General features: G+C 31.4%; 20 protein-coding genes and 1 other annotated feature. All 20 genes read left to right on the top strand.

Annotation, left to right across the window (positions count from 1 at the left end):
- The first annotated feature begins 34 nt into the window (after positions 1 to 34).
- The 20 genes from NSA23_RS02555 to NSA23_RS02460 all read left to right on the top strand — a co-directional run bounded on the left by NSA23_RS02555 (position 35) and on the right by NSA23_RS02460 (position 24,711).
- A complete protein-coding gene (locus NSA23_RS02555) occupies positions 35 to 919 on the top strand; it encodes a sulfite exporter TauE/SafE family protein (protein ID WP_042681298.1) in 885 nt (294 codons plus the stop codon).
- 163 nt (positions 920 to 1,082) lie between these two features.
- Positions 1,083 to 1,291 (top strand) — a binding site (T-box leader).
- 46 nt (positions 1,292 to 1,337) lie between these two features.
- Positions 1,338 to 2,783: a proline--tRNA ligase gene (gene proS / locus NSA23_RS02550; RefSeq protein WP_042681300.1), complete on the top strand. Its 1,446-nt coding sequence runs from the start codon at positions 1,338 to 1,340 to the stop codon at positions 2,781 to 2,783.
- 302 nt (positions 2,784 to 3,085) lie between these two features.
- A complete protein-coding gene (locus tag NSA23_RS02545) occupies positions 3,086 to 4,324 on the top strand; it encodes a metal-dependent hydrolase family protein (protein WP_042681303.1) in 1,239 nt (412 codons plus the stop codon).
- A gap of 211 nt (positions 4,325 to 4,535) precedes the next feature.
- Positions 4,536 to 5,408 (top strand): cation diffusion facilitator family transporter, encoded by an 873-nt coding sequence (locus NSA23_RS02540; protein ID WP_042681305.1) that lies wholly within the window; start codon positions 4,536 to 4,538, stop codon positions 5,406 to 5,408.
- Positions 5,409 to 5,560: 152 nt separating this feature from the next.
- The gene (gene yqeB, locus NSA23_RS02535; protein WP_042681307.1) at positions 5,561 to 6,388 is read left to right on the top strand and encodes a selenium-dependent molybdenum cofactor biosynthesis protein YqeB; all 828 of its coding nucleotides are present in this window, start codon (positions 5,561 to 5,563) and stop codon (positions 6,386 to 6,388) included.
- 98 nt (positions 6,389 to 6,486) lie between these two features.
- A complete protein-coding gene (locus NSA23_RS02530; protein WP_042681309.1) occupies positions 6,487 to 8,229 on the top strand; it encodes a sigma 54-interacting transcriptional regulator in 1,743 nt (580 codons plus the stop codon).
- Between the two features lie 317 nt (positions 8,230 to 8,546).
- A complete protein-coding gene (gene dpaL / locus NSA23_RS02525; RefSeq protein ID WP_042681312.1) occupies positions 8,547 to 9,773 on the top strand; it encodes a diaminopropionate ammonia-lyase in 1,227 nt (408 codons plus the stop codon).
- Complete coding sequence (locus NSA23_RS02520; protein WP_042682227.1) at positions 9,766 to 11,010, top strand: YgeY family selenium metabolism-linked hydrolase; 1,245 nt, start codon at positions 9,766 to 9,768, stop codon at positions 11,008 to 11,010. The genes dpaL and NSA23_RS02520 overlap by 8 nt, the downstream gene beginning before the upstream one ends.
- A gap of 23 nt (positions 11,011 to 11,033) precedes the next feature.
- Positions 11,034 to 12,017: an ornithine carbamoyltransferase gene (locus tag NSA23_RS02515; RefSeq protein ID WP_042681315.1), complete on the top strand. Its 984-nt coding sequence runs from the start codon at positions 11,034 to 11,036 to the stop codon at positions 12,015 to 12,017.
- A gap of 2 nt (positions 12,018 to 12,019) precedes the next feature.
- On the top strand, positions 12,020 to 12,970 hold the full coding sequence (arcC, locus tag NSA23_RS02510; RefSeq protein WP_042681317.1) for a carbamate kinase: 951 nt from the start codon (positions 12,020 to 12,022) through the stop codon (positions 12,968 to 12,970).
- Positions 12,971 to 13,225: 255 nt separating this feature from the next.
- Positions 13,226 to 14,545: a uracil-xanthine permease family protein gene (locus NSA23_RS02505; RefSeq protein ID WP_042681319.1), complete on the top strand. Its 1,320-nt coding sequence runs from the start codon at positions 13,226 to 13,228 to the stop codon at positions 14,543 to 14,545.
- Between the two features lie 73 nt (positions 14,546 to 14,618).
- Positions 14,619 to 15,947: a putative aminohydrolase SsnA gene (ssnA, locus tag NSA23_RS02500; RefSeq protein WP_042681321.1), complete on the top strand. Its 1,329-nt coding sequence runs from the start codon at positions 14,619 to 14,621 to the stop codon at positions 15,945 to 15,947.
- Between the two features lie 33 nt (positions 15,948 to 15,980).
- Positions 15,981 to 17,069, top strand: a complete 1,089-nt coding sequence (locus tag NSA23_RS02495) for a 4Fe-4S binding protein (protein WP_042681323.1) — start codon at positions 15,981 to 15,983, stop codon at positions 17,067 to 17,069.
- Positions 17,070 to 17,096: 27 nt separating this feature from the next.
- Positions 17,097 to 18,488: a dihydropyrimidinase gene (gene hydA / locus NSA23_RS02490; protein ID WP_042681325.1), complete on the top strand. Its 1,392-nt coding sequence runs from the start codon at positions 17,097 to 17,099 to the stop codon at positions 18,486 to 18,488.
- 4 nt (positions 18,489 to 18,492) lie between these two features.
- Complete coding sequence (xdh, locus tag NSA23_RS02485; protein ID WP_042681327.1) at positions 18,493 to 21,054, top strand: selenium-dependent xanthine dehydrogenase; 2,562 nt, start codon at positions 18,493 to 18,495, stop codon at positions 21,052 to 21,054.
- A 31-nt stretch (positions 21,055 to 21,085) separates the two neighbouring features.
- Complete coding sequence (locus NSA23_RS02480) at positions 21,086 to 21,469, top strand: RidA family protein (protein WP_042681330.1); 384 nt, start codon at positions 21,086 to 21,088, stop codon at positions 21,467 to 21,469.
- 77 nt (positions 21,470 to 21,546) lie between these two features.
- The gene (locus NSA23_RS02475; RefSeq protein WP_042681331.1) at positions 21,547 to 22,551 is read left to right on the top strand and encodes a FecCD family ABC transporter permease; all 1,005 of its coding nucleotides are present in this window, start codon (positions 21,547 to 21,549) and stop codon (positions 22,549 to 22,551) included.
- Positions 22,548 to 23,312, top strand: a complete 765-nt coding sequence (locus NSA23_RS02470; RefSeq protein WP_042681333.1) for an ABC transporter ATP-binding protein — start codon at positions 22,548 to 22,550, stop codon at positions 23,310 to 23,312. Before NSA23_RS02475 ends, NSA23_RS02470 begins: the two co-directional genes overlap by 4 nt.
- Positions 23,313 to 23,379: 67 nt before the next feature.
- Positions 23,380 to 24,462 (top strand): ABC transporter substrate-binding protein, encoded by a 1,083-nt coding sequence (locus tag NSA23_RS02465; protein ID WP_050069786.1) that lies wholly within the window; start codon positions 23,380 to 23,382, stop codon positions 24,460 to 24,462.
- Positions 24,463 to 24,522: 60 nt separating this feature from the next.
- Positions 24,523 to 24,711, top strand: coding sequence for a ferredoxin (locus NSA23_RS02460; protein WP_042681338.1), 189 nt, complete (start codon positions 24,523 to 24,525; stop codon positions 24,709 to 24,711).
- Positions 24,712 to 24,767 lie beyond the last annotated feature (56 nt).

Genomic DNA, 24,767 nt, shown 5'->3' with positions numbered 1-24,767 from the left:
ATTTAAAAAACTTAATAGTAGGGAGGTATAAACCATGATAATAAGGATACTTCAAGGTGGATTGATTTTAATTGCAGCTTACTTTTTAACTCTCTTTATAAGAGATTTCAATATAAATAAAAATAATTTAGAAAATAATTCTTGGGGAAAGGTATCATCTATAGGATTTCTTGCGAATTTCTTTGATACATTAGGTATAGGTTCATTTGCCCCGTTAACAGCTTTGCTTAAGGGTTTTAAACAGACAGAAGATAGAGTAATGCCTGGAACTTTAAATGTTGGTTGTACAATTCCAGTGATATTAGAAGCGTTTATATTTATTTCTGTTATAGAAGTTGAACCTATAACTCTTGTAAGTATGCTGATTACTGCAACAATAGGAGCATGGATTGGAGCTGGAGTAGTAGCAAAAATGTCAGAAAAAAAGATTCAAAAAACTATGGGTATAGCATTAATTGTCACAGCAGTACTTATGCTATTAGGTAAATTTGAATTAATGCCAACTGGAGGAGAGGATTTAGGATTGACAGGAATGAAATTAATAGTTGCTATAGTAGGGAACTTTATATTTGGGGCATTAATGACTGCAGGAATTGGATTATATGCTCCTTGTATGGTACTAGTATATTTGCTTGGTATGTCATCTAGGGTAGCTTTTCCAATAATGATGGGTTCATGTGCATTTTTGATGCCAGTAGCATCAATAAAGTTTATAAAAGAAGGAGCATATGATAGAAAAGCTTCAATGGGTATAACCTTAGGAGGAGTAATTGGAGTTTTCATAGCAGCATATATAGTAAAAGAATTGCCTCTTAATGCATTAGAATGGTTAGTAATATTTGTTGTATTATATACTGCATCAACAATGTTAAGGTCTGCAATGAAAAAAAATGAGGTTTCAGATATTAAATCATCATAAATATTTTAAATAGTATTTATGATTTACTGATAAATACTCTGTGTTATATATTATAGGATATTTATTGAATTTTTCCTAAAAGTTGATTTTTCAAAAAAATAAATAAATTCAATAAAATAATTGACTATAGTTAAACAATATTGTATAATAATTTGATATAAGGTTAAAAATATTGAATAGGAATAGTAAGAAGATAATATCTTAAGAGAGGAAAATTCACCGGCTGAAAGATTTTCTAGATCCCTATCTTTTGAACCTACCTAGGAGTTGTTGATGATAATAAATCAAACGGTGTTGTCTCCGTTAAGAGACTTTCAAGAGGACATTTAATGTCAACTTGGGTGGTAACGCGATAAAACCTTCGTCCCATTTTTGGGATGAAGGTTTATTTTTTATATAAAAGGAGTGATAGGTTAAGATGGAAGATAAAAAACAAAAAAAGTTTGTAAAAGAAATAACTTCTAAAGAAGAGGATTTTTCACAATGGTATACTGATGTTATTTTAAAAACTGATATGGTAGATTATGCCCCAGTAAGAGGGTGTATGGTAATAAAACCTTATGGATATGGAGTTTGGGAAGGAATTAAGGATGTTACTGACAGAAGGTTTAAAGAAACAGGTCATAAAAATGCATACTTTCCATTGTTAATTCCAGAAAATTTTTTACAAAAGGAAGCAGATCATTTTGAGGGTTTTGCTCCAGAAGTTCTTTGGGTTACACATGGTGGATCTGAGAAATTGTCTGAACGATTATTCATAAGACCGACATCAGAAACTATAATATGTACAATGTATTCAAAGTGGATAAAATCTTATAGGGATTTGCCAGTCCTTATGAATCAATGGTGTAATGTTATTAGATGGGAAAAAACTACAAGACCTTTTTTAAGAACTGCAGAATTTTTATGGCAAGAAGGTCATACAGTACATGAAACTTATGATGAAGCTCAAGAGGAGACTTTGCAAATGCTGGAAATATATAGGGAAGTTGCAGAAGATGAGTTAGCAATGCCAGTGATACTAGGGGAAAAAAGTATTGGAGAAAGATTTGCTGGAGCTGATAAAACATATACTATGGAAGCTATGATGTACGATGGAAAAGCACTACAGGCTGGGACTTCTCATAATTTAGGTCAAAATTTTGCAAAGATGTTTAATATTCAATTTTTAGATAGAGACGGAAAATTAAAATATGGGTGGAGTACTTCTTGGGGAATATCTACTAGACTTATAGGTGGAATAATAATGGTACATGGAGACAATAGAGGATTGAAAATGCCACCAAGAATAGCACCAATTCAAGTAGTAGTTTTGCCAATAGCTTCCCATAAGGAAGGAGTAATGGATAAGGCTTACGAATTATTTACTCAACTCAAGGAAGATTTTAGAGTGGAGCTAGATGATAGAGAAGGTTATAGTGCTGGTTGGAAGTTTAATGAATGGGAGATGAAAGGTGTACCTTTGAGACTTGAAATAGGCCCAAGGGATATAGAAAAAAATCAAGTAACAGCTGTTAGAAGAGATACATTAGAAAAGTTCACCTTACCACTTGAGGGTTTAAATGAAAAAATAGCAGAAATATTAGATGATATTCATGATACGATGTTTAAAATAGCAGCAAATCATAGAGATGAAAATACTCATGAATCCATAGATTATGATGAAATTAAAGAAATGGCAAAGGGAATACCAGGATTTATTAAAACAATGTGGTGTGGTTCTGAAGAATGTGAAGAGAAATTAAAGTCAGACACAGGTCTAACTATAAGATGTATACCATTTGAACAAAAACATTTAGGAGATAATTGTCCTATATGTGGCAAAGAAGCTAAGCATATGGTATATATAGCTAAAGCTTATTAAAAGTATATAATAATTCTTAATTATATATTGATTAAGAGAAGTTCTTGTCTTTTATGATTAAAAGTCTAAAAGACAAGGACTTTTTTTATACTTAAAAATTCTATTTGAACTGTACCATAAGTAATAATGTCTAAAAATGATGAAAATATTAGATAAATACATTATAATATTATTGTTGTACTAAGACCATCTAAGACAATATAAGTAGAATTTCACAACATATGTAATATTGATTGTAAAAGATATGAAAGAATTTTCATATAAAAATTAATTATAATTATGCATAACTGAGGAGGAGTTATATGACAAAAATTGCTTTTGTAGATGGTGTACTTATTGATGGTATAGGTAGTGAGCCACTTGAAAAATCTTTAGTATTAATTGAAGATGAAAAAATTAAATATGTAGGTCAAAAAATACATATTGATTCAGATTATGAAATTGTAGATATATCTGGAATGACTATCATGCCAGGTCTTATTGATACCCATGTTCATTTTGGTGGTGCACTAAGTCCTTCAGATATAAATTGGATACTTGAGCCGACATTACAGAAAGCAGTAGTATCTGTTTCTCAAGCAGAAGCCTGTCTTGAGCATGGGATTACTACTGTGGGGGATATTTCAAGAAACGGAACTTATTTGAGAGATATGATTGATAAAGGAATAATTAAAGGACCGAGAACTATAACTTGTGGATTAGGACTTTCTAGAACTGGTGGTCATGGAGATACCCATTCTTTACCCTTTGATTATGTTCAAGAATCTCATCCTTGGGCGATATGTGTTGATGGTAAGGAGAACTTACGTCATGCAGTGAGAAGGATTATTAGGACTAATCCAGACATGATTAAAATCTGGGCTACAGGTGGAGGCGTTTGGAGACTAGAAAGAAAGACTGATCAACATTATAGTTTTGAAGAGATTCAAGTAGTAGTAGAAGAGGCAAATTATTTAGGACTCCCTGTAAGAGCCCATTGTGAAAGTTTAGAAGGTGCAAAAGATTGTTGTAAAGCTGGAGTATATAGTATTGAACATGGACAAGAATTAGATGATGAATGTCTTAGTTTAATGATGGAAAAGGATATTACTTTAGTTCCAACTATGCAATTTTTTTATGAATGGTTTACTGAATATGAACCACCCTATAGATCTATATTAGATAAATTTCCTGGTAAAACAATAGCAGAAAAAGAACTAAATCGTACAATAGCTAATTTTCAAGCTGCAAAAGATGCAGGAATAAGAATAGTAGTAGGCTCAGATTCTTTTTGTAGTCAACTTACGCCTTATGGCGAGTATAGTTTAAAAGAAATACATGCTATAAATAAGTCTGGACTATCTCCAATGGAAACTATAGTAGCAGCAACTAGAAGTGGTGCAGACATGCTTAAAGTATCAGGCATAACAGGTACTTTAGAAGAAAATAAATATGCTGATTTAATAGTTCTTGAAAAAAGTCCATTAGAAGATATAGAAAATATTAAAAAGGAAAATATGACTATAATAATGAAAAATGGAATTTTCATAAAGAAAAAATAGGTGATTAAAACAGAATAAATTGGTTAAAAAGATAGGTGGAGGATTCTTTCTTCCACTTATTTTTTTATTATATTGATTATAACAATTATTATCAATTGAAAACACCTATTATTTGGCTAAAACAGTAGATTTTTAAAGAATTAAGGTATATAATATTATCAATTGAATATAAATTTAGAAGGTATTATAGAATTATTTTGGAGGTTAGGATATGGAGAATTATAAATTGGGAGTTAAAGTTTCCATTATAACTATAATTGTTAATATAATTTTAGCAGTTATTAAAATATTTTCTGGAATTGTAGGAAAAAGTAATGCAATGCTGGCAGATGGAGTTCATACTTTATCAGATGTACTAACTACTTTTGTTGTACTTTTAGGTTTAAAAGTATCTTCAAAAGAGGCAGATGAAAATCACCCTTATGGTCATGAAAAATACGAACCTGTATTTGCAAAACTTTTAAGTATTATTCTTGTATTAACAGGCATTTATATTGGATATGGAAGTTTAAAGGTATTGATAAGTGGAAATATTAAGACTCCTGGTATAATAGCTTTGGTAGCTGCTTTAATTTCAATTGTATTTAAGGAAGGTATGTATTGGTATACTGTAAAGACGGCAAGGAAGATAAAAAGTTTATCATTAGAAGCAGATGCTTGGCATCATAGATCAGACTCATTGTCATCTATAGGTACATTTATAGGTATTCTGGGAGCTAGAATGGGAGTTAAAATTTTAGACCCTATAGCAGGAATAGTTGTTAGTATTTTTGTTGTAAAAGTTGGGGTAGAATTATATTTAAAGGCGACAAGAGAATTAGTAGATGAAGCAGCTGACGAAAAAACTGTTGAAAAGATTAGAAGTTTAACTTATTCCATAAAAGGCGTAGAAGAAATTAGGGATTTAAAGACTAGAGTATTTGGAAATAGAATATATGTAGATATTGATATTGCTGTAAATGCCTTTATTTCCGTAGAGGAAGGTCATAATATAGCAGAAGAAGTTCATGATGCTATTGAAAATCGTGTGGAAAGTGTAAAGCACTGTATGGTTCACGTAGAACCTAAAAAAACTCAAGATTAATCTTGAGTTTTTTTATTTTTTTAGAAAACCATAGATTTATTTTAAATTGTACAAAAATATGCTATACTCTATGAAAATAATAAATTTATAAAATATTATGAAATTTAGGACATAAAAGCTAATTTTTTAAGTTATTAAGGAGATGAATTTTCATGATATTGGATATACAAAATCATATAATAGTAATCAGAGGGGCTGGTGATATTGGTTCCGGTATTGGCTATAGATTATTTAGATGTGGTTTTAAAGTGATTTTCTTAGAAATAAGAAATCCATCTAACGTTAGAAGAAAAGTTTCTTTTTCTGAGGCTGTTTACGATGGAGAAACTAAAGTGGAAGGCATTAAGGCAAGGTGTGTTTCAAATGTTAAAGAGGCATTTAAAATATTAGATGAGGGAATAATTCCTGTAATAATTGACCCTATAGGAGAAACTATAATCGATATAAAACCTTATGTATTAATAGATTCAATTATTAACAAGAAAAATATAGGAACTTATGTTAACATGGCAGATCTAGTTATAGGAGTAGGTCCTGGATTTATTGCAGGAGAAGATGTGGACATAGTAATAGAAAGTAATAGAGGACAAAATCTTGGTAAAATTATAACTAATGGACAAGCAGAGCCTAATACTGGAATTCCAGGAAATGTAAAGGGATATACAATAGAAAGGGTTTTAAGAGCTAATAAAGACGGACAAATAGAGGTTTTAAAAGATATAGGCTCTCTAGTAAAGAAAGGTGAAATTCTTGCTTACATAGGTGGAGAGATTGTAAAAGCTGAAATAGATGGAGTTATAAGGGGAATGATAAAGAATGGATACTATGTAAAAAAGGGAATGAAAATTGGAGATATAGATCCTAGAGGCGATAGAAGTTATTGTTATAAAATTTCAGATAAGGCTATGGCTATTGGAGGAGGAGTTTTAGAAGGGATATTATATTATTTTAATGAGAAGGTTGAAAATGATATTGTATAATATTTTTTTCTATATTTATAAGTAAATATAATAAACATACAATCTATAATGAGAAAAATGTTTATTTAAAGAATAGTTTTTAAATAAGGAGTGATAAAATGGACGAGTCCTTATTGAAACAAATACAACCTACAGTAGCTCAATATGCTAATGTAATATCAAATGTTATACATGTAGAAGTAGAGATTGTGGACAATAACCTTATAAGAATTGCAAGTACTGAAATATATAAAGATAAAATTGATCAAAATATTTCTGTTGAAGGATATGTATATAGGTATGTTTTAAAAACAGGTCAATGTCAAATAATTGAAAAACCGGGCTATCATGAACTTTGCGTAAATTGTGTAAATAGATACAATTGTGTAGAAAAATTAGAGCTTTGTACACCTATTAAATTAAATGATGATATTATAGGTGTTATTGGACTCATATGCTTAACTGATGAACAAAAAAAATATGTTTTAGATAATATAAATTCACATTTACAGTTTTTAGATCAGATAGCTGAGTTTATTAGTGCCAAGGTATATGAAAATATGGAAAAGCAAAGAAATGCTTCAATGATAAAATTATTAAAAGAAATATTAAATAATATTAATAAAGGAATATTGGTCATTGATACAGAAGGTAGAATAAGGGATATAAATAATAGTGCTAAAGTTCAATTAAAATTAACATCGAAATCTTTAAATAAGAAGATAGAAATAGAATCTAATAAAGAGTATATAATGGGAGGGGAAGTATTTCTTATTAAAGTAGATAATAAAAAACATAATATTATAGGAAATGTTATCCCTGTATCTGAAATATTTCCACAATATGATAAGATAATTATATTTGACAAAACAAATAAATTAAAAAAAGATTTTTATAATGCTACTAATATTAGACAGCCTATAACTATGGATAACATTATTGGAAAATCTGACAAGATAATTAATATAAAAGAAAAAATAAAAAGAATAGCTTCATCTAATTCTACAGTGCTAATTACTGGAGAGAGTGGAACGGGAAAAGAACTATTTGCTAGAGCTATTCATGCAGAAGGTAATAGGAAAAGTAAACCTTTTGTAGCTATAAATTGTGGTGCTATTCCTGATACATTATTGGAAAGTGAGCTTTTTGGATATGTTAAAGGAGCTTTTACTGGAGCAGATCCAAATGGTAAAATAGGTAAGTTTGAACTTGCTAATGAAGGTGTAATATTTTTAGATGAAATAGGGGACATGCCTTTATATCTTCAAGTTAAGCTTTTGAGGGTACTTCAAGAAATGAAGATTGTGCGAATAGGATCAAATAAACAAATAGAATTAGATGTAAGGGTAATTGCAGCAACTAATAAAGATCTAAAAAGATTAATTAGAGAAAATAAGTTTAGAGAAGACTTATTTTATAGATTAAATGTAATCCCTATAGAACTTCCACCTCTTAGAGAAAGAAAAGAAGATATAGAACCTATAATGATGGAGCTTATATATAAATATAATAATATTTTTAAGAAAAATGTTCATGGAGTAGATGAGGATGTAAAAGAGATATTCTTAAATTATCCGTGGGCAGGAAATGTAAGAGAATTAGAAAATACCATAGAATTTATGATGAATTTTGTAAATGATAAAGGTATATTAACTAAAAATTTAATTCCTAAAACAATTCTTCATTATAAAGGAAGTGAAGCAATGAAAAAGGAAGATCAAGTTATAAAACCATTAAAAACTATGGAAAAAGAATATATTTTAAAAGTTTTAGATTTATATGGATATGATACTAGAGGTAAAAAAAGAACAGCAGAAGCCTTAGGAATAGGTATAGCAACCTTATATAGGAAATTGAACTAAAATTAGACTAACTCATGGGTTAGTCTAATTTTAGATTTGACAATTATCAAAATGATAAAAAATATCAAAATGATAAATGGGTATGAATAGCGCTTTCATGTATTTTTATTATCAAAATGATAAAAAACATTTTAAAATCAATTTTTTTATTAACTAAATTAGTTAACTAAAACATTGAGATAATGTCTGAAATCAAGTATATATCACGATAATAAGATTTTTAAGATAAAAAAGCTGCATAAAAAGATTTTGGCATAGTATTTGCTTATTAATATAGTAGAAGATATCTAATGAAATATATTTAAGGAGGACTAGTAATGAAAAAAGCAATAAAATGGCAAAACAATACTATGTCATGCAAAGGAAAAAAAGCGGATGTAGATTTTTTAAGTCAAAAAGAAATGCATAAAGTCAGAAATTTTCATAAAAGCTTTCCTCAATATACTGAAACACCTTTAGTAAAATTAGATAACTTAGCTAAAAGATTAAATATGGGAGGCATTTATATAAAAGATGAATCTCATAGGTTCGGTTTAAATGCTTTTAAGGTACTTGGAGGATCTTATTCCATAGCTAAGTATATGGCTAAAAGGCTTAGAAAGGATATTCAAGAACTTCCATATGAAAAGTTAATATCAGATGAAATTAGAAAAAAGTTAGGAGAAATAACATTTTATACAGCTACAGATGGAAATCATGGCAGGGGAATAGCATGGACTGCGAACCAATTGAAACAAAAATCTGTAGTCTATATGCCAAAAGGTTCTTCTCAAATTAGACTTGAAAACATAAGAAAAGAAGGGGCTGAAGCTTCAATAACAGATATGAATTATGATGAAGCAGTACGTTTAGCAGCAAAACATGCAGAAGAAACAAATGGTGTAATTATTCAGGACACTGCTTGGGAAGGTTATGAAGATATACCTACATGGATTATGCAAGGATATGGAACCATGGCTTTAGAAGCTTTGGAACAATTGAAAAATTATGGAGTAGAAAAACCAACTCATATATTTATGCAAGCTGGAGTAGGATCTTTTGCAGCTGCTATTCAGGGTTTTTTTGCATCAGTTTATGGAGATGATTGCCCTATATCAGTAATAGTTGAGCCTAATGATGCAGCATGTCTTTATAAATCGGCTGTTATAGGGGATGGAAAACCAAGATTTGTTACAGGAGATATGCCGACTATTATGGCAGGACTTGCGTGTGGAGAACCAAATACTATTGGATGGGAAATTTTAAAATCTTATAGTAGTAGCTTTATTTCTTGCCCTGATTGGGTAGCAGCAAATGGTATGAGAATACTTGGCAATCCTTTAAATACCGATAGAAAGGTTGTGGCTGGAGAGTCTGGTGCTGTTACTGCTGGCTTTATTGCAACTATTATGATAGATGAAAAATATAAGGATTTGAGAAAAGAGTTAAAATTAGATGAAAATTCTAAGATTCTTTTATTCAGTACTGAAGGAGATACAGATCCTGATCATTATAGAGATGTTACATGGAGAGGTAAAAATTCAGAACCAATTTTTAATGAATAATAAAAAAATAAGGGGGCAAGCAAAAATGAATATTGAGTTTGAAAAAGTTCTTAAAAAGGCAAAAGAGTATAGGGAAGATATGACTAAATTTTTAAGAGATATGATAGCAATTCCTAGTGAAAGTGCTCAAGAGGAAAAAGTAGTTCAAAGAATTAAAGAGGAAATGGAAAAAATAGGGTTTGATAAGGTGCAAATAGATCCAATGGGAAATATATTAGGGTATATTGGTAAAGGAAAGCATGTTATAGCAATGGATGCTCATATAGACACGGTAGGAATAGGGGATAAGGAACTTTGGGAGTTTGATCCATATGAAGGTTTTGAAGATGATGAAGTAATTGGTGGTAGAGGGGCAAGTGACCAAGAAGGCGGAATGGTTTCTATGGTATATGCTGGAAAAATAATTAAAGATCTTGGTTTAGAAGATGACTATACTTTAGTTATTACTGGCACTATACAAGAAGAAGATTGCGATGGGCTTTGCTGGCAATATATAATTAATGAACTTGAACTTAAACCTGAGTTTGTAGTTATAACTGAGCCAACGAATTTAAATATTTATAGAGGACAAAGGGGAAGAATGGAAATTAGAGTAGATACAAAGGGTATTAGTTGTCACGGCTCAGCTCCAGAAAGAGGAGATAATGCTATCTTTAAAATGGCTCCAATATTAAATGAATTGAGAGCATTGCATGAAAATTTACATGTGGATTCTTTTTTAGGTAAAGGAAGTTTAACAGTTTCAGAAATATTCTTTACATCACCATCAAGGTGTGCAGTTGCTGATGGTTGTACTATCTCCATAGATAGAAGATTGACTTGGGGTGAAACATGGGAAAAAGCTCTTGAAGAGATTAGAAATTTACCCGCTGTTAAAGAAGCGAAAGCGGAAGTTTCGATGTATAACTATGAAAGACCATCTTATACGGGACTTGTTTATCCAACTGAATGTTATTTCCCAGCTTGGAAGATTGATGAGGATCAAGAAGCTTGTCAAACTTTAGTTTATGCTTATGAAAATTTATTTGAAGAAAAACCATTAGTAGATAAATGGACATTTTCAACTAATGGAGTGTCTATCATGGGCAGATATGGTATTCCATGTATAGGATTTGGACCAGGAAAGGAAGAGGAAGCCCATGCACCAAATGAAAAAACGTGGAAAGATCATTTAGTAAAAAGTGCAGCTATGTATGCTGTAATACCAACAATATATGTTAATAAGTTCAAAAAATAATTTAAAAGAAAGGATGACTTTTAATGCAAACTATATTTAGAGGAAAGGATTTTATTACTTTACAAGAATGGACAAAGGAAGAAATAGATACTTTGTTAGATGTATCTTTTGATCTAAAGAGAAAATTTGCTATGGGAATAGATACACCTTATCTCAAGAATAAAACGGCATTTTTAATGTTCTTTGAGGAATCTACAAGAACTAGAAATTCAATGGAGGCTGGTATAGCTCAATTAGGGGGACATGGTAATTATTTAGATACAAGTACAATGCAAATTTCTCATGGTGAAGTTGCCAAAGATACTGCTATTATATTATCAAGATTTGGTCATGCAATAGCATGCAGAAATTGTTTCTGGGGAATAGGAAATAAATATTTAAGAGAAATGGCTGAATGGTCAAGTGCTCCTATATTAAATTTACAATGTGATCTATATCATCCAATGCAAGGTATAGCTGATTTAATGACAATTAAAGAAAAAGTTGGAGATACTAAAAGATTAAAAGTTTCAATAATATGGGCATATGCAACTACTCATAAGAAGCCAATTTCTGTACCTGTAACTCAAGCACTTCTTTTCCCAAGATATGGAATAGATGTAACTCTTGCTTATCCAGAAGGATATGACCTACCAGATTGGGTGATTAAGCAATCTAAAGAAAATGCAGAAAAACACGGTGGCACTTTCAAGATTACTCACAATATGGAAGAAGCTTATAGAGATGCTCATGTAGTGATACCAAAGAATTGGGGTAGCTGGGTGACAAACCAAAGTGATGAAGTAGTGGATGACTTACTAGAATCCTACAAAACTTGGAAATGTACTGAAAAAATGATGTCTATTGCTGATAAAGATGTAATGTATATGCATGCACTACCAGCAGATAGGGAAAATGAAGTTGAAAATTCAGTTATAGATGGACCTCATTCCATCATCTATGATGAGGCAGAGAATAGACTTCATACAGCTAAAGCAGTAATGACACTAACAATGGGTGGTAAATAAAAATGGAAAAGATAGCGGTTGTAGCTATAGGTGGAAATTCATTAATTAAAGATAAAAATCATTCAACAGTTGAAGACCAATATAATGCTATATGTGAAACTGTTAGTCATATAGTCAATATTATTGAAGAAGGGTATAAAGTAGTTATAACTCATGGTAATGGACCACAAGTTGGATTTAATTTAAGAAGATCTGAAATAGCTGAGGAAAGTGAAGGGATGCACCCAGTTCCACTTGTGAACTGTGGTGCAAATACACAGGGTTCTATAGGTTATCAAATTCAACAAGCTTTTGATAATGAGTTTTTAAAAAGAGGTATAAATAAAAAGGCAGTTTCAGTTGTAACCCAAGTAGAAGTTGATAAAGATGATAAAGCTTTCATTAATCCAACTAAACCAATAGGCTCTTTTTATACGAAAGAAGAGACTAATAAATTGAGAAATGAGCATCCTGATTGGGTATTAATTGAAGATGCAAAAAGAGGATACAGGAGGGTTGTTCCTTCTCCAATGCCAAAGAATGTAGTAGAAAAAGATGCTATTAAAGATTTAATAAATACTGGATATGTTGTAATTGCTGTTGGTGGTGGAGGTATACCAGTTATTAGAGATGAAGAAAAATACTTTAAAGGTGTAGATGCAGTAATAGATAAAGATTATGCTTCTAGTTTATTAGCAATTGAACTTAAAGCAGATTTATTCATAGTTTCTACTGGAGTTGAAAAGGTTTGCATTAATTATGGAACAGATAAAGAAAAGGCCTTAGATAAACTTAATATAGAAGAAACAAAAAAGTTAATAGAAGAAGGACATTTTGCTCCAGGAAGTATGCTTCCCAAGATAAATGCGATATTGAATTTTCTTGAGAATAGTAATGGAAAGGCAATCATTACATCTCCTGAAAAATTGAAGGAATCAGTTAAGGGTGAAGATGGAACTCATTTGATAAAATAAAGAGTTGAGCTTTTAGATGCAGTTATAACTGCATCTAAAACTCAAAAAAATATTTTCAAGGTTTAAAATAATAATATTGACTAAATCTTCTATAGAATACTATAAAATTTTTGATAAAGACTCTTATCCTATGATGTTCTAGAAAATTTTATTAAATGAACATGTAATTTGTATAAAAGCTAGGAAATCTTAAGGTTATTTAACTATATTGTAAATTTAATATAAATATTAAATTTACAAGAAGGGGTGGGTTTAATGACAAAGAGTACTTCTATTTATGATTTAGACGGTAAACCTGAATTAAAAGTTGCAATACCTTTAGGATTGCAACATGTTTTGGCAATGTTTGCAGGAAATATTGCTCCTATAATGATAATAGCTGGTGTAGTGGGATTAAGTATTGAGGATAAAGTGTTTATGATTCAATGTGCAATGTTTGTGGCAGGGTTGGTTACACTTATACAATTGTATCCTGTTGGTAGAGTAGGAGCAAGATTGCCAATAGTAATGGGAACTAGCTTTGCCTTTGTTCCAACGGCTATAGCTGTTGGAGAATCCTATGGACTTCCTGCTGTTTTAGGAGGGTCTTTAATTGGTAGTTTAGCTGAAATAATCATGGGTTTCTTTGTTAAACCTTTACGTAAATATTTTCCACCTATAGTTACTGGTATTGTGTTGGTTACTATAGGATTTTCATTATTCCCTGTAGGAATTAATTATTTTGCAGGAGGAGCAGGTGCAGCTGATTTTGGTTCACCTAAAAATTTATTTTTAGGATTTTTTGTTCTTATTATTATAATTTTGTTGCAGAGATTTAGTAAAGGACTGTTAAATGTAGCATCTATACTTATTGGGATAATATTAGGTTATATTGTGGCTATTCCGTTGAAAAAAGTTGATTTTTCAGGAGTATCAACAGCTGGATGGATTAGCATTCCAAGACCTCTTAAATTTGGAATGGAATTTCGCTTAGATGCAATTCTTAAATTTGCTTCTGTATACTTGGTTGTTGGGTTAGAAACTTTAGGTAATGTATCTGGTATTACATTAAGTGGACTTAATAGAGAGGCTAATGAAGATGAAATGTCAGGTGCAGTTATTGCAGATGGGGTAGGTAGCGCTATAGGTGCATTCTTCAATGTGTTGCCTAATACTGCCTTTGGACAAAATGCTGGTATTGTAGCTATGACTAAGGTTATGAGTAGATACTGTGTGGCTACAGGGGCGATTTTTCTTATGTTAGCTGGAATTGTTCCTAAATTTGGTGCTATATGTGCTGCTATGCCTTCAAGTGTTTTAGGAGGAGCAGTTATGATGGTATTTTCCATGATCACTATAAGTGGGTTCAAAATGATTTCTTTAGCAGGATTCGATGATAGAAATACTATTATTTTAGCTATTTCTTTATCTCTTGGTCTTGGATTTGCCCAAGTACCTGCTGCAACTGAGTATATGCCAGTAGTTATGAAATCTTTTTTTGGTGATTCCGTAGTAGCTGCAGGATTATTGGCCTTGTTCTTAAATGCTATAATTCCTCAAAAAGAAGAAACTGAAGAAGAAACACAAGCTGAATAGCTTAAAGGCTATATGACAAAAGTCATACTTTCTTTGTTATATTGTAGAATCATAAATAAAAAGGAGTGTTTTTATGCTACTTATAGGGAATGGAAGAGTTGTAACACAGGATGAAAATAATCCTTATATAGAAAATGGATGCGTTGTAGTTAAGGATAATTTAATATTGGAAATTGGTGATACTCAGGAGTTAAAAAGGAGATATAAAGATATAGATTTTATAGATGCTAAAGGAAAAGTAATCATGCCTGGTATGATCAACACTCACCATCATATATATAGTGCTTTTGCAAGAGGAATGAGTTTAAATGGAAAACCAGCAACGAACTTTATTGAAATACTTGAAAAATTGTGGTGGCGGCTAGATAAAGTTCTTACATTGGAAGATGTTAAATATAGTGCTTATGTTACGTTGATCGAATGTATAAAAAATGGTACAACTACTATTTTTGATCATCATGCAAGTCAAGGAGCTGTAAGAGAGAGCTTATTTACTATTGGAGAGATAACAAGGGAATTGGGAGTTAGAAGTTCTCTTTGTTATGAGGTATCAGATAGAGATGGAAAAGAGATAATGGAGGAAGGCATAAGAGAAAATTTAGCATTTATAAAACATGTTAATAATCTTAAAGATGATATGTTAAAGGGTATGTTTGGACTTCATGCTTCTTTTACCCTATCCAATGATACTATCAATAAATGTAGGGAATCAATAGAAGGGGTTGATGCAGGATTTCATATACATGTAGCTGAAGGCATCGATGATTTATATAATTCATTAAATAGATATAATAAGAGAGTTGTAGAGAGATTGTTTGATTTTGATATTTTAGGAGAAAAAACTTTAGCTATACACTGTGTTCATATTAACAATAGAGAAATAGAGATACTTAAAAATACGAATACAAAGGTAGTAAATAATCCTGAGTCTAATATGGGCAATGGAGTAGGATGTTCACCTATAATTGAGATGATGAAAAGAAATATAACTGTAGGACTTGGAACGGACGGCTATACAAGTGATATGTTTGAGTCTGTGAAAGTTAGTAATATTGTTCATAAACATAATCTCTCTAATCCAAATGCAGGTACAAAAGAAACACCAAAGATGATATTTAAAAATAATGCTAAAATTGCAGCTGAATATTTTGAAAGACCATTGGGAGTGCTAAAGGAAGGAGCATATGCTGATATAATTGTAGTGGATTATAATCCTCTTACTAATATGGATAAAAATAATTCAAATGCACATATACTTTTTGGAATGACAGGAAGAAGTGTAGATACTACTATTATCAATGGAAAGGTTATCATGAAAGATAGGAAATTGGTGAATATAGATGAAGAAAAAATTCACACTAAATCTCGTGAATTATCCTTAGATCTTTGGAAACGAATTTAAATAGTTATAAAAAATAAGATGGAGGGAAATACTATGGCGAATCTTAATGTGAATATTTGTGGAATGGATTTTAAAAATCCAATAATGACTGCTGCGGGTCCAGGGGCTAAAGATGGGGAAATGTGTAAAAAAGCTAAAGAAGGTGGAGTTGGGGGGATAGTAACAAAGACTATATCTGTAGAGGCAGCAGATGTACCACGTCCTTGTATGGCAAAGACAAGCGCAGGATTTCTAAATACAGAGCTTTGGTCAGAATTACCAAAAGAGCAATGGATCGAAAAAGAGTATAAAAAAGTTAAAGAAACGGGGCTTCCTGTGATTATAAGTATGGGATATACAGCTGACCAAATTAAAGAAATAGGGCCTCTTGTAAGACCATATGCTGATGCAGTGGAACTTTCTACTCATTATGTAGGGACAGATGTTACACCAATTGTCGATGCTTTAAAAGCAGCAAAAAATGCATTAGATGTGCCTGTATTCATGAAAATGAGTCCACATACAGATATTCAGAAGATAGCTAAGGCTGTTGAAAATGCAGGAGCAGACGGTTTAGTTATGATAAATTCTTTTGGACCATGTATGGCTATTGATACAAATACTGGATATCCAATAATGGGTAGTGAAGCTGGATATGGATGGCTTTCAGGGGCAGCTATTCGTCCATTGACTATAAGATGTATATATGATGCTGCTCAAGTTATAGATATTCCAATAATTGGCGTTGGTGGTGTGACTTCAGGAAGAGATGCGGCTGAGATGTTGATGGCTGGTGCAAATGCTGTACAAATTTGTACAGAGGCAATACTCAAAGGACCAAGTATTTATGGAAAAGTTGCTAAAGAGCTGCATGATTTCTTAGAGGAAAAAGGATATAATGATGTAAATGAAATTGTAGGATTAGCGATAGAAAAAGGAAAAGAAAGAAAGTTTAGAACATATTCAATACCTCCAGTAATTGATCAAGAAAAATGTATACTATGTGGACAATGTAAAATAAGTTGTGTATATGATGCTATTACATTAGATGGAGAATGGACTTTAAATGAAAATAAATGCTTTGGATGTGGATTATGTGTAACTAAATGTCCTACAAATGCTTTAACTATAGATTATCTTTAATTAGAACTTTTAGAAGGGAGTTTTTCCATGACTACAATAATTAAAGGTGGAAAGATAGTTACTGCTTCAGATGCATATTATGCAGATTTAAAAATTGATAATGGTAAAATAATAAGTATAGGGGAGAATTTGTATGAAAAAGATTCTAAAAAAATAGATGCTACAAATTGTTATATCTTTCCTGGAGCCATAGATCCTCATACTCATTTTGATTTAGAAGTTGGAAATGCAGTTACAGCAGACGATTTTGAAAGTGGCACTAAGGCTGCAATTATTGGAGGAACTACCACTATAATTGATTTTGTTAATCATAATAAGGGAGAAACTTTAAATGATGCTCTAAATAATTGGAAGAGAAAAGCAGAAGGAAAGACTTATTGTGATTATGGTTTTCATATGACTATATCAGAATGGAATGAGAATATTTCTGATGAAATGAAGGATATGATAGATAAAGGAATTCCATCTTTTAAAATGTACATGGCCTATAAAGAAAGACTTCAAGTAGATGATGATATCATATTGAAAGCTCTCAAGAGGAGCAAAGAAATCGGAGGACTTATAGAATTTCATTGTGAAAATGGGGATATGATAGATTTTCTAATAGAAGAGGAGAAGACAAAAGAACATTTTTCACCCAAATTTCATCCTATTTCAAGACCTAATGAAGTTGAAAAAGAAGCAGTTTCAAGGCTTATCTCTTTAGCTAAAGTTGCAGGACAACCAATATATATAGTGCATCTAAGTACAAAAGAGGCATTGAAAGAAACTATTGAAGCAAAGAAAGAAGGACAAGAAATCTATGTAGAGACCTGTCCTCAGTACTTATTATTAGACGATAGTTTGTATGAAGATGAAAATAGCAAAAATTTTGAAGTGGCAAAGTATGTATTATCTCCACCCCTTAGAAAAAAAGTGGATATAAAGGCTCTCTGGAATGGTTTAAAGAATAATTATATTGATATTATTGCAACAGATCACTGTTCTTTTAATTATAATGGACAGAAAACATTGGGAAAAAATGATTTTAGTAAGATTCCCAATGGAATACCTGGGGTTGAGCATAGATTTTTGCTAATGTATAATTATGGAGTTTTAACAGATAAAATAAGTATCAATCAGTTGGTAGATTTAACTTCGACTAATGCAGCTAAGATTTTTGGATTATATCCTAGAAAGGGTACTATAGCAGTTGGAAGCGATGCAGATATAGTTATTTGGAATCCAAATCATTTGTCTACAATTACAGCTAAAAATCAGACTCATAAAGTAGATTATACCCCTTATGAGGGATTTAAAATAAAGGGTAGGGTTGAGCATGTATTTTTAAGAGGTCATCATATTGTCAAACATTCCAAATTAGATTTAGAAGAATCTTTAGGAAGATTTGTATATAGAGAGCCTTTTAAAGGGAGGTAAAGATATGTATCAATTTATTGTAAATGGTGAGGATGTAGGCATAGATAAAGATAAAAAACTTATAGAATATTTAAGGGAAGATTTAAGATTAACATCTGTAAAAAATGGTTGTTCAGAAGGAGCTTGTGGTACTTGTTCTATTTTAGTAAATGGAAGGCCTATGAGAGCATGTATTTTAACTACATCTAAAGTAGTTGGTAAGGAGATTACAACAGTGGAAGGCCTTACAGATAGAGAAAAAGATGTTTATGCTTATGCTTTTTCTGAAATGGGAGCAGTTCAATGTGGTTTTTGTACTCCAGGAATGGTTATTAGTGCCAAAGGTCTTTTAGATACTAATTTGAATCTCACAGAAGAGGAAATAAAAAAAGCTATAAGAGGTAATATTTGTAGATGTACAGGATATATTAAAATTGCTGAAGCTATAAAGTTGGCAGCAAAAATTCTTAGAGAAAATATAGAAGTTCCTCAAGTAGCATTTAAAGGCATAGTAGGAGAAAGAATGCATAGAGTAGATGCAAAGGATAAGGTTCTTGGTACAGGGGAATATGTGGATGATTTATATTTTGAAGGTATGCTTTATGGTTCAGCCCTTAGAACTAAATATCCTAGAGCACTTGTTAAAAAGATTGATATTTCAAAGGCAAAGGAGTACCCAGGAGTAATAACGGTTCTTACTGCTGAAGATATACCTGGGAAAAGATACATAGGGCATTTAGTTAAAGATTGGCCTGCTTTAATAGCAGTTGGAGAGGAAACAAGATATGTAGGTGATGCTGTGGCATTAGTAGCAGCTGAAAGTAGAGAAGCTCTAAAAAAAGGCTTGGAACTCATAGAAGTTGAATATAAGGAACTTGAACCAGTTACAAGTCCTGAAATGGCTATGATAGAAGGAGCTCCTAAAATTCATAAAGATGGAAATATATTAACTAAAGAGGTATTAAAAAGAGGGAATGCATGTGGAATTTTAGAAAAATCAAAATATGTTGTGACTACTAAATATTCAACACCTTTTACAGAACATGCCTTTTTGGAACCAGAATGTGCAATTGCTATGCCTAATGGTGAGGATGGTATACTCTTATATACAGGAGGGCAGAGTGTTTATGATGATCAAACTGAAGTTTCTGAGCTATTAGGGTTTCCTAAAGAAAAGGTAAGAGTTATTAGTAAACTTGTAGGTGGAGGTTTTGGGGGAAAAGAAGATATGAGTGTCCAGCATCATGCTGCTCTATTAGCTTGGTATACTAAGCTACCTGTTAAAGTAACTTTATCTCGTAAAGAAAGTATTATGATCCATCCTAAGAGACATGCTATGGAAATGGAATTTACTACCGCATGTGACGAAAATGGAAAACTTACTGCTATGAAGGCCAGATTAGTGTCAGATACAGGAGCCTATGCATCATTGGGTGGTCCAGTACTTCAAAGAGCATGCACTCATGCAGCAGGACCTTATAATTATCAGAATGTTGATATTGAAGGTTTAGCAGTCTATACTAATAATCCACCAGCAGGTGCTTTTAGAGGATTTGGAGTAACCCAATCTGCTTTTGCTATAGAGTGTAATTTAAATATTTTAGCTGAAAATGTTGGTATATCACCGTGGGAGATACGTTATAGAAATGCTGTCAGACCTGGTGATATTCTTCCTAATGGACAGATTGCAGATGAAGGAACTGCTATAGTAGAGACTCTTTTAGCAGTAAAAGAAGAATATGAAAAGCATCCCTATGCAGGCATAGCTTGTGCTATGAAAAATGCTGGATTAGGAGTTGGGGTACCTGATTTTGGTAGATGTAGATTAACTATATCTGATGGTAAAGTTCATATTAGAACTAGTGCAGCTTGTATGGGACAAGGATTAGCAACTGTAACAACACATATAGTCTGTGAAACAACAGGGCTGATACCAGATAATATAATAGCTGATGCACCAGATACAGCTATAACTCCAGATTCTGGGACATCTACTGCTTCAAGACAAACTCTATTTACAGGCGAAGCTACAAGAAGAGCTTCTTTAAAATTAAAAGATGCCTTGAATTTAGGTAAAACATTAGAGGAACTTGAAGGAGAAGATTTTTATGGTGAATATGAGGGAAAAACAGATCCAATGGGATTGGATAAGCCGAATCCAGTAAGCCATATAGCTTATGGATATGCTACTCATGTTGCAATAATAGATGAAAATGGAAGAGTTCAAAAAATAGTAGCTGCTCATGATGTTGGAAAGGCTATAAATCCAATAAATATTGAAGGACAAATTGAAGGTGGAGTTGTAATGAGTCTTGGATATGCTTTGACTGAAAATTATCCATTGGAGAATGGTGTTCCGAAAGCTAAGTTTGGTACATTAGGTTTATTTAGAGCTAATGATATACCAGAAATTGAGAGTATTATTGTAGAGAAAAATGATATTTCATTAGCTTATGGAGCAAAGGGCATTGGTGAGATAACAGCAATTCCTACTGCACCAGCAGTGCAAGGAGCTTATTATAAATTAGATGGAAAGTATAGAACTAAATTACCACTTCAAGATACACCCTATAATAGGGAAAAATAATAAAAATATAATAATAAAGGAGATGTAAATTATGAGAAAACAATCTATATCAACAAATAAAGCTCCAGAAGCTATAGGACCTTATTCACAGGCTATAAAAGTAGGCAATTTAATATATACTTCAGGACAATTACCAATAGATCCTAGCACAGGAGAACTTATAAATGATGATATAAAGAAGGCTACAGCTCAATCATTAGAAAACGTTAAAGCTATATTAGAAGAGGTCAATGTCAGTATGGACAAGGTTGTAAAAACATTAGTCTTTGTAAAAGATCTTAATGATTTTACAGCAGTAAATGAAGTATATGCAGAGTATTTTACACAAAACTATCCTGCAAGATCTTGTATAGAGGTAGCAAAGTTGCCTAAGGATGCAAGGGTTGAAATTGAAGTTATTGCATTAGCAGAATAATTTAAATCAATAGGGTGCCTGATTGGTACCCTATTCAGCAGAAATGATAATTTCAAAATTAAAAAAGGGAGACTAATATGGAAGCTAATAAAAATTTTGCAAAAAAAACTATTATTGGTGTTATGGTACTAATATTTTTAACTATAATATCTATGTCTATTGGTAGATACCCTATAAATGCAAAAGATATATTTTTATACTTAATAGGTAGAAAAAATTTACCTCCTGAGGTAGTAACTATTTTATTTAAAGTTAGGCTTTCAAGAATATTGTCTGCACTTTTAATAGGAAGTTCATTAGCGCTTTCTGGAGCAGCGTACCAAGGTATGTTTAAAAATCCACTAGTTTCCCCTGATATATTAGGAGCTAGTACAGGAGCCAGCTTTGGAGCGTGTTTAGGTATGCTTTTTTCCTGGAATATTTTTTTTATACAGATTTCCTCTTTTATTTTTGGACTTATAGCTGTATTTATTACTTATGTTTTAAGTGAGAGAGTTAAAGATGGAGATAATATTTTAATATTAGTTCTTTCTGGTGTTATGATAAATACTTTATTCTCATCCTTTGTTTCTTTGATTAAGTTTATAGCAGATCCTTACAATAAATTGCCTAGTATCACATTTTGGCTTATGGGAAGTCTAGCTTCAGTTGATTATAAAGATGTACTATTTTTAATAATTCCTATACTAATTGGTATAATTACAATTTGTTTATTGAAATGGAAGCTGAACATATTGTCTTTAGGAGATGAAGAAGCGAAAACATTGGGGATAAATACTAAAAAAATAAGATTGATAGCAATTATGGCTTCCACTTTAATGACTTCTGCTACAGTAGCTATTGGAGGGAATATTGGTTGGATAGGTCTTATTATTCCCCATTTAGCAAGAGCAATTGTAGGTCCAGATTATAGATATTTAACAAGTATGTCCATAATCATGGGTGGAATATTTTTGATATTTATAGATGATTTAGCAAGAATTGTAGGAGGATTAGAAATACCAATAGGTATATTAAATTCTATAGTGGGAGTTCCTTTTTACATATATATATTAATAAATTATAGGAGAGATTGGTCATGAGAATTGAGGCTAGAAACTTAGCATATGGCTTTAATAACAATATTGTAGGCAGTAACATTTATTTTGAAGTTGCTAAAGGAGAAATGTTGTTTATCTTAGGACCAAACGGAGTTGGAAAGACTACCTTAATTAAAACTATACTTAATTTATTAGGACCATTGGATGGAGATATATTGATTGATAATTTATCTATATCAGATTTTAATAGAAAAGAACTGGGGAGAATTTTTGCGTATGTGCCTCAAAATAATTCTTTTAACTTTCCCTTTAAGGTTATAGATATGATTCTAATGGGAAGAACGCCTTATTTAGAAAAATTTCAAACTCCTAAGAAAAAGGACTATGAAATAGCTTTTAATTCATTAGAGATACTCAATATATCTCATTTAGAAAATAAACCTTTTACTAATATTAGTGGAGGAGAAAAACAACTAGTATTGATAGCTAGGGCATTAACACAAGAAGCAAATTTTTTAGTTTTAGATGAGCCTACATCCAGTTTAGATTTTGGAAATGAAGTTAAATTATTAAAAATACTAGAAAAATTATCTAAAAGGGGAATGGGCGTTATAATGGCTACCCACAATCCTAACCATGCTGTGAAGAAATCAGGTAAGATATTATTGTTAAAAGGGAAAAAAGATTTTTATTTTGGTTCTAGTCTAGAAACTTTAACAAAGGAAAGACTAGAAAAGGTTTATGAAACAAAAGTGGATGTAGCTTTTACAAAGAAAGATAAGAAAGTATTTATATCAATTTAATAAAAATAAATCTGTTTAGAGTACTAAAATAATTAGTACTAAACAGGTTAAACTAGGGGGAATAAATATGAATAAGAAAAAGTTGTTAATTAGTAGTATTTTTTTCATTTTAATAATTTCTTTATTAACAACAGGTTGTGTCAAGGAGTCAGATTCCAAAGAAGAGAGTACTATAACAATAGAGGATATGGCTAATAGAAAGGTAAAAGTTCCTACAAATATTTCAAAAGTTTATGCTACAAACCCAAGTGGAACTATATTTGTCTATACTTTAGACCCAGATTCTCTTATAGGTCTTAATTATGAATTTACTGATTATGAAAAACAATTTGTTGATGAGAAATATAGGAAGTTACCAGTTTTAGGAGGATGGTTTGGAAAGAATTCTACTGGAAATGTAGAAGAAATTTTAAAGTATAGTCCAGATTTAATAGTTAATGTAGGAAAAATTGACGAAACTTCTATATCAGCAAGTGAAAAGATAGAAGAAATCTTACAAGCACCAGTTATAATGCTTGGTGATAATATTGAAGAAATTTCAGAAGCATATGAAATATTAGGGAAAGTTTTAGGAAAAGAAAAAAGAGCTCAAGAATTAGCTAAGTATTCTAATGATATATTAAAAGAAGCAGAAGAAAATAGTTCAAAGATAAAAGAAGAAGATATGAAAAAGGTTTATTATGCTGAAGGTCCTAAAGGTTTAGAAACTGAAGGGAATGGTTCTAGGAGAATGAAGGTTCTAGAACTAGTTAAAGGTGAGAATGCTTCGAAATCTGTTGAAACAAAAGATAAACATGGAAAAACTAATGTATCTTTAGAAGAGTTGTTAATGTGGAATCCAGAATATATATTGGTAGGCTCTGATCCTGATAAAGGTTTAAATGTGAAAGAAAATATATTAAAAGACCCATTATGGCAAGATATAGAGGCAGTAAAAAATAAAAATATTTATGAGATACCACATGGGCCTTTTAATTGGTTTGATAGACCACCAGCTGTAAACAGATTGATGGGGATTAAATGGTTAGGAAATTTAATTTATCCTGAAGTATTTGATTATGATATAAAAGAAGAGACAACTAAATTTTATAAACAATTTTATAATATGGATTTAAATGAAGAGCAAATAGAAATGTTATTGAGTAATTAAATGAAAAAGATATGGGCATATTATTGGAGAAGAATAGAAACATATAAGGAGGTTTTTTTAATGAAAGCATATGTAGATAAAGACACTTGCATAGGTTGTGGTTTATGTCCTACTATATGTCCACAAGTTTTTGAAATGGATGATGATGGAAAGGCAGTAGCAGCTGACGAAGAAATATCTGAAACTCTAATAGATAGTGCTAGAGAAGCTGAGGAATCATGTCCAGTAGCTGCTATAACAGTTGAATAGTTTTCTTATCTAGAATACATAGCTAAGAATTTCTAGCTATGTATTTTTTCCCTTGA

Origin of the sequence: Anaerosalibacter massiliensis (assembly GCF_024623155.1) — a bacterium.
GTDB lineage: Bacteria > Bacillota > Clostridia > Tissierellales > Sporanaerobacteraceae > Anaerosalibacter > Anaerosalibacter massiliensis.
Note: the sequence above shows the minus strand (reverse complement) of the source record. Positions and strands in the feature narration are given on the sequence as shown.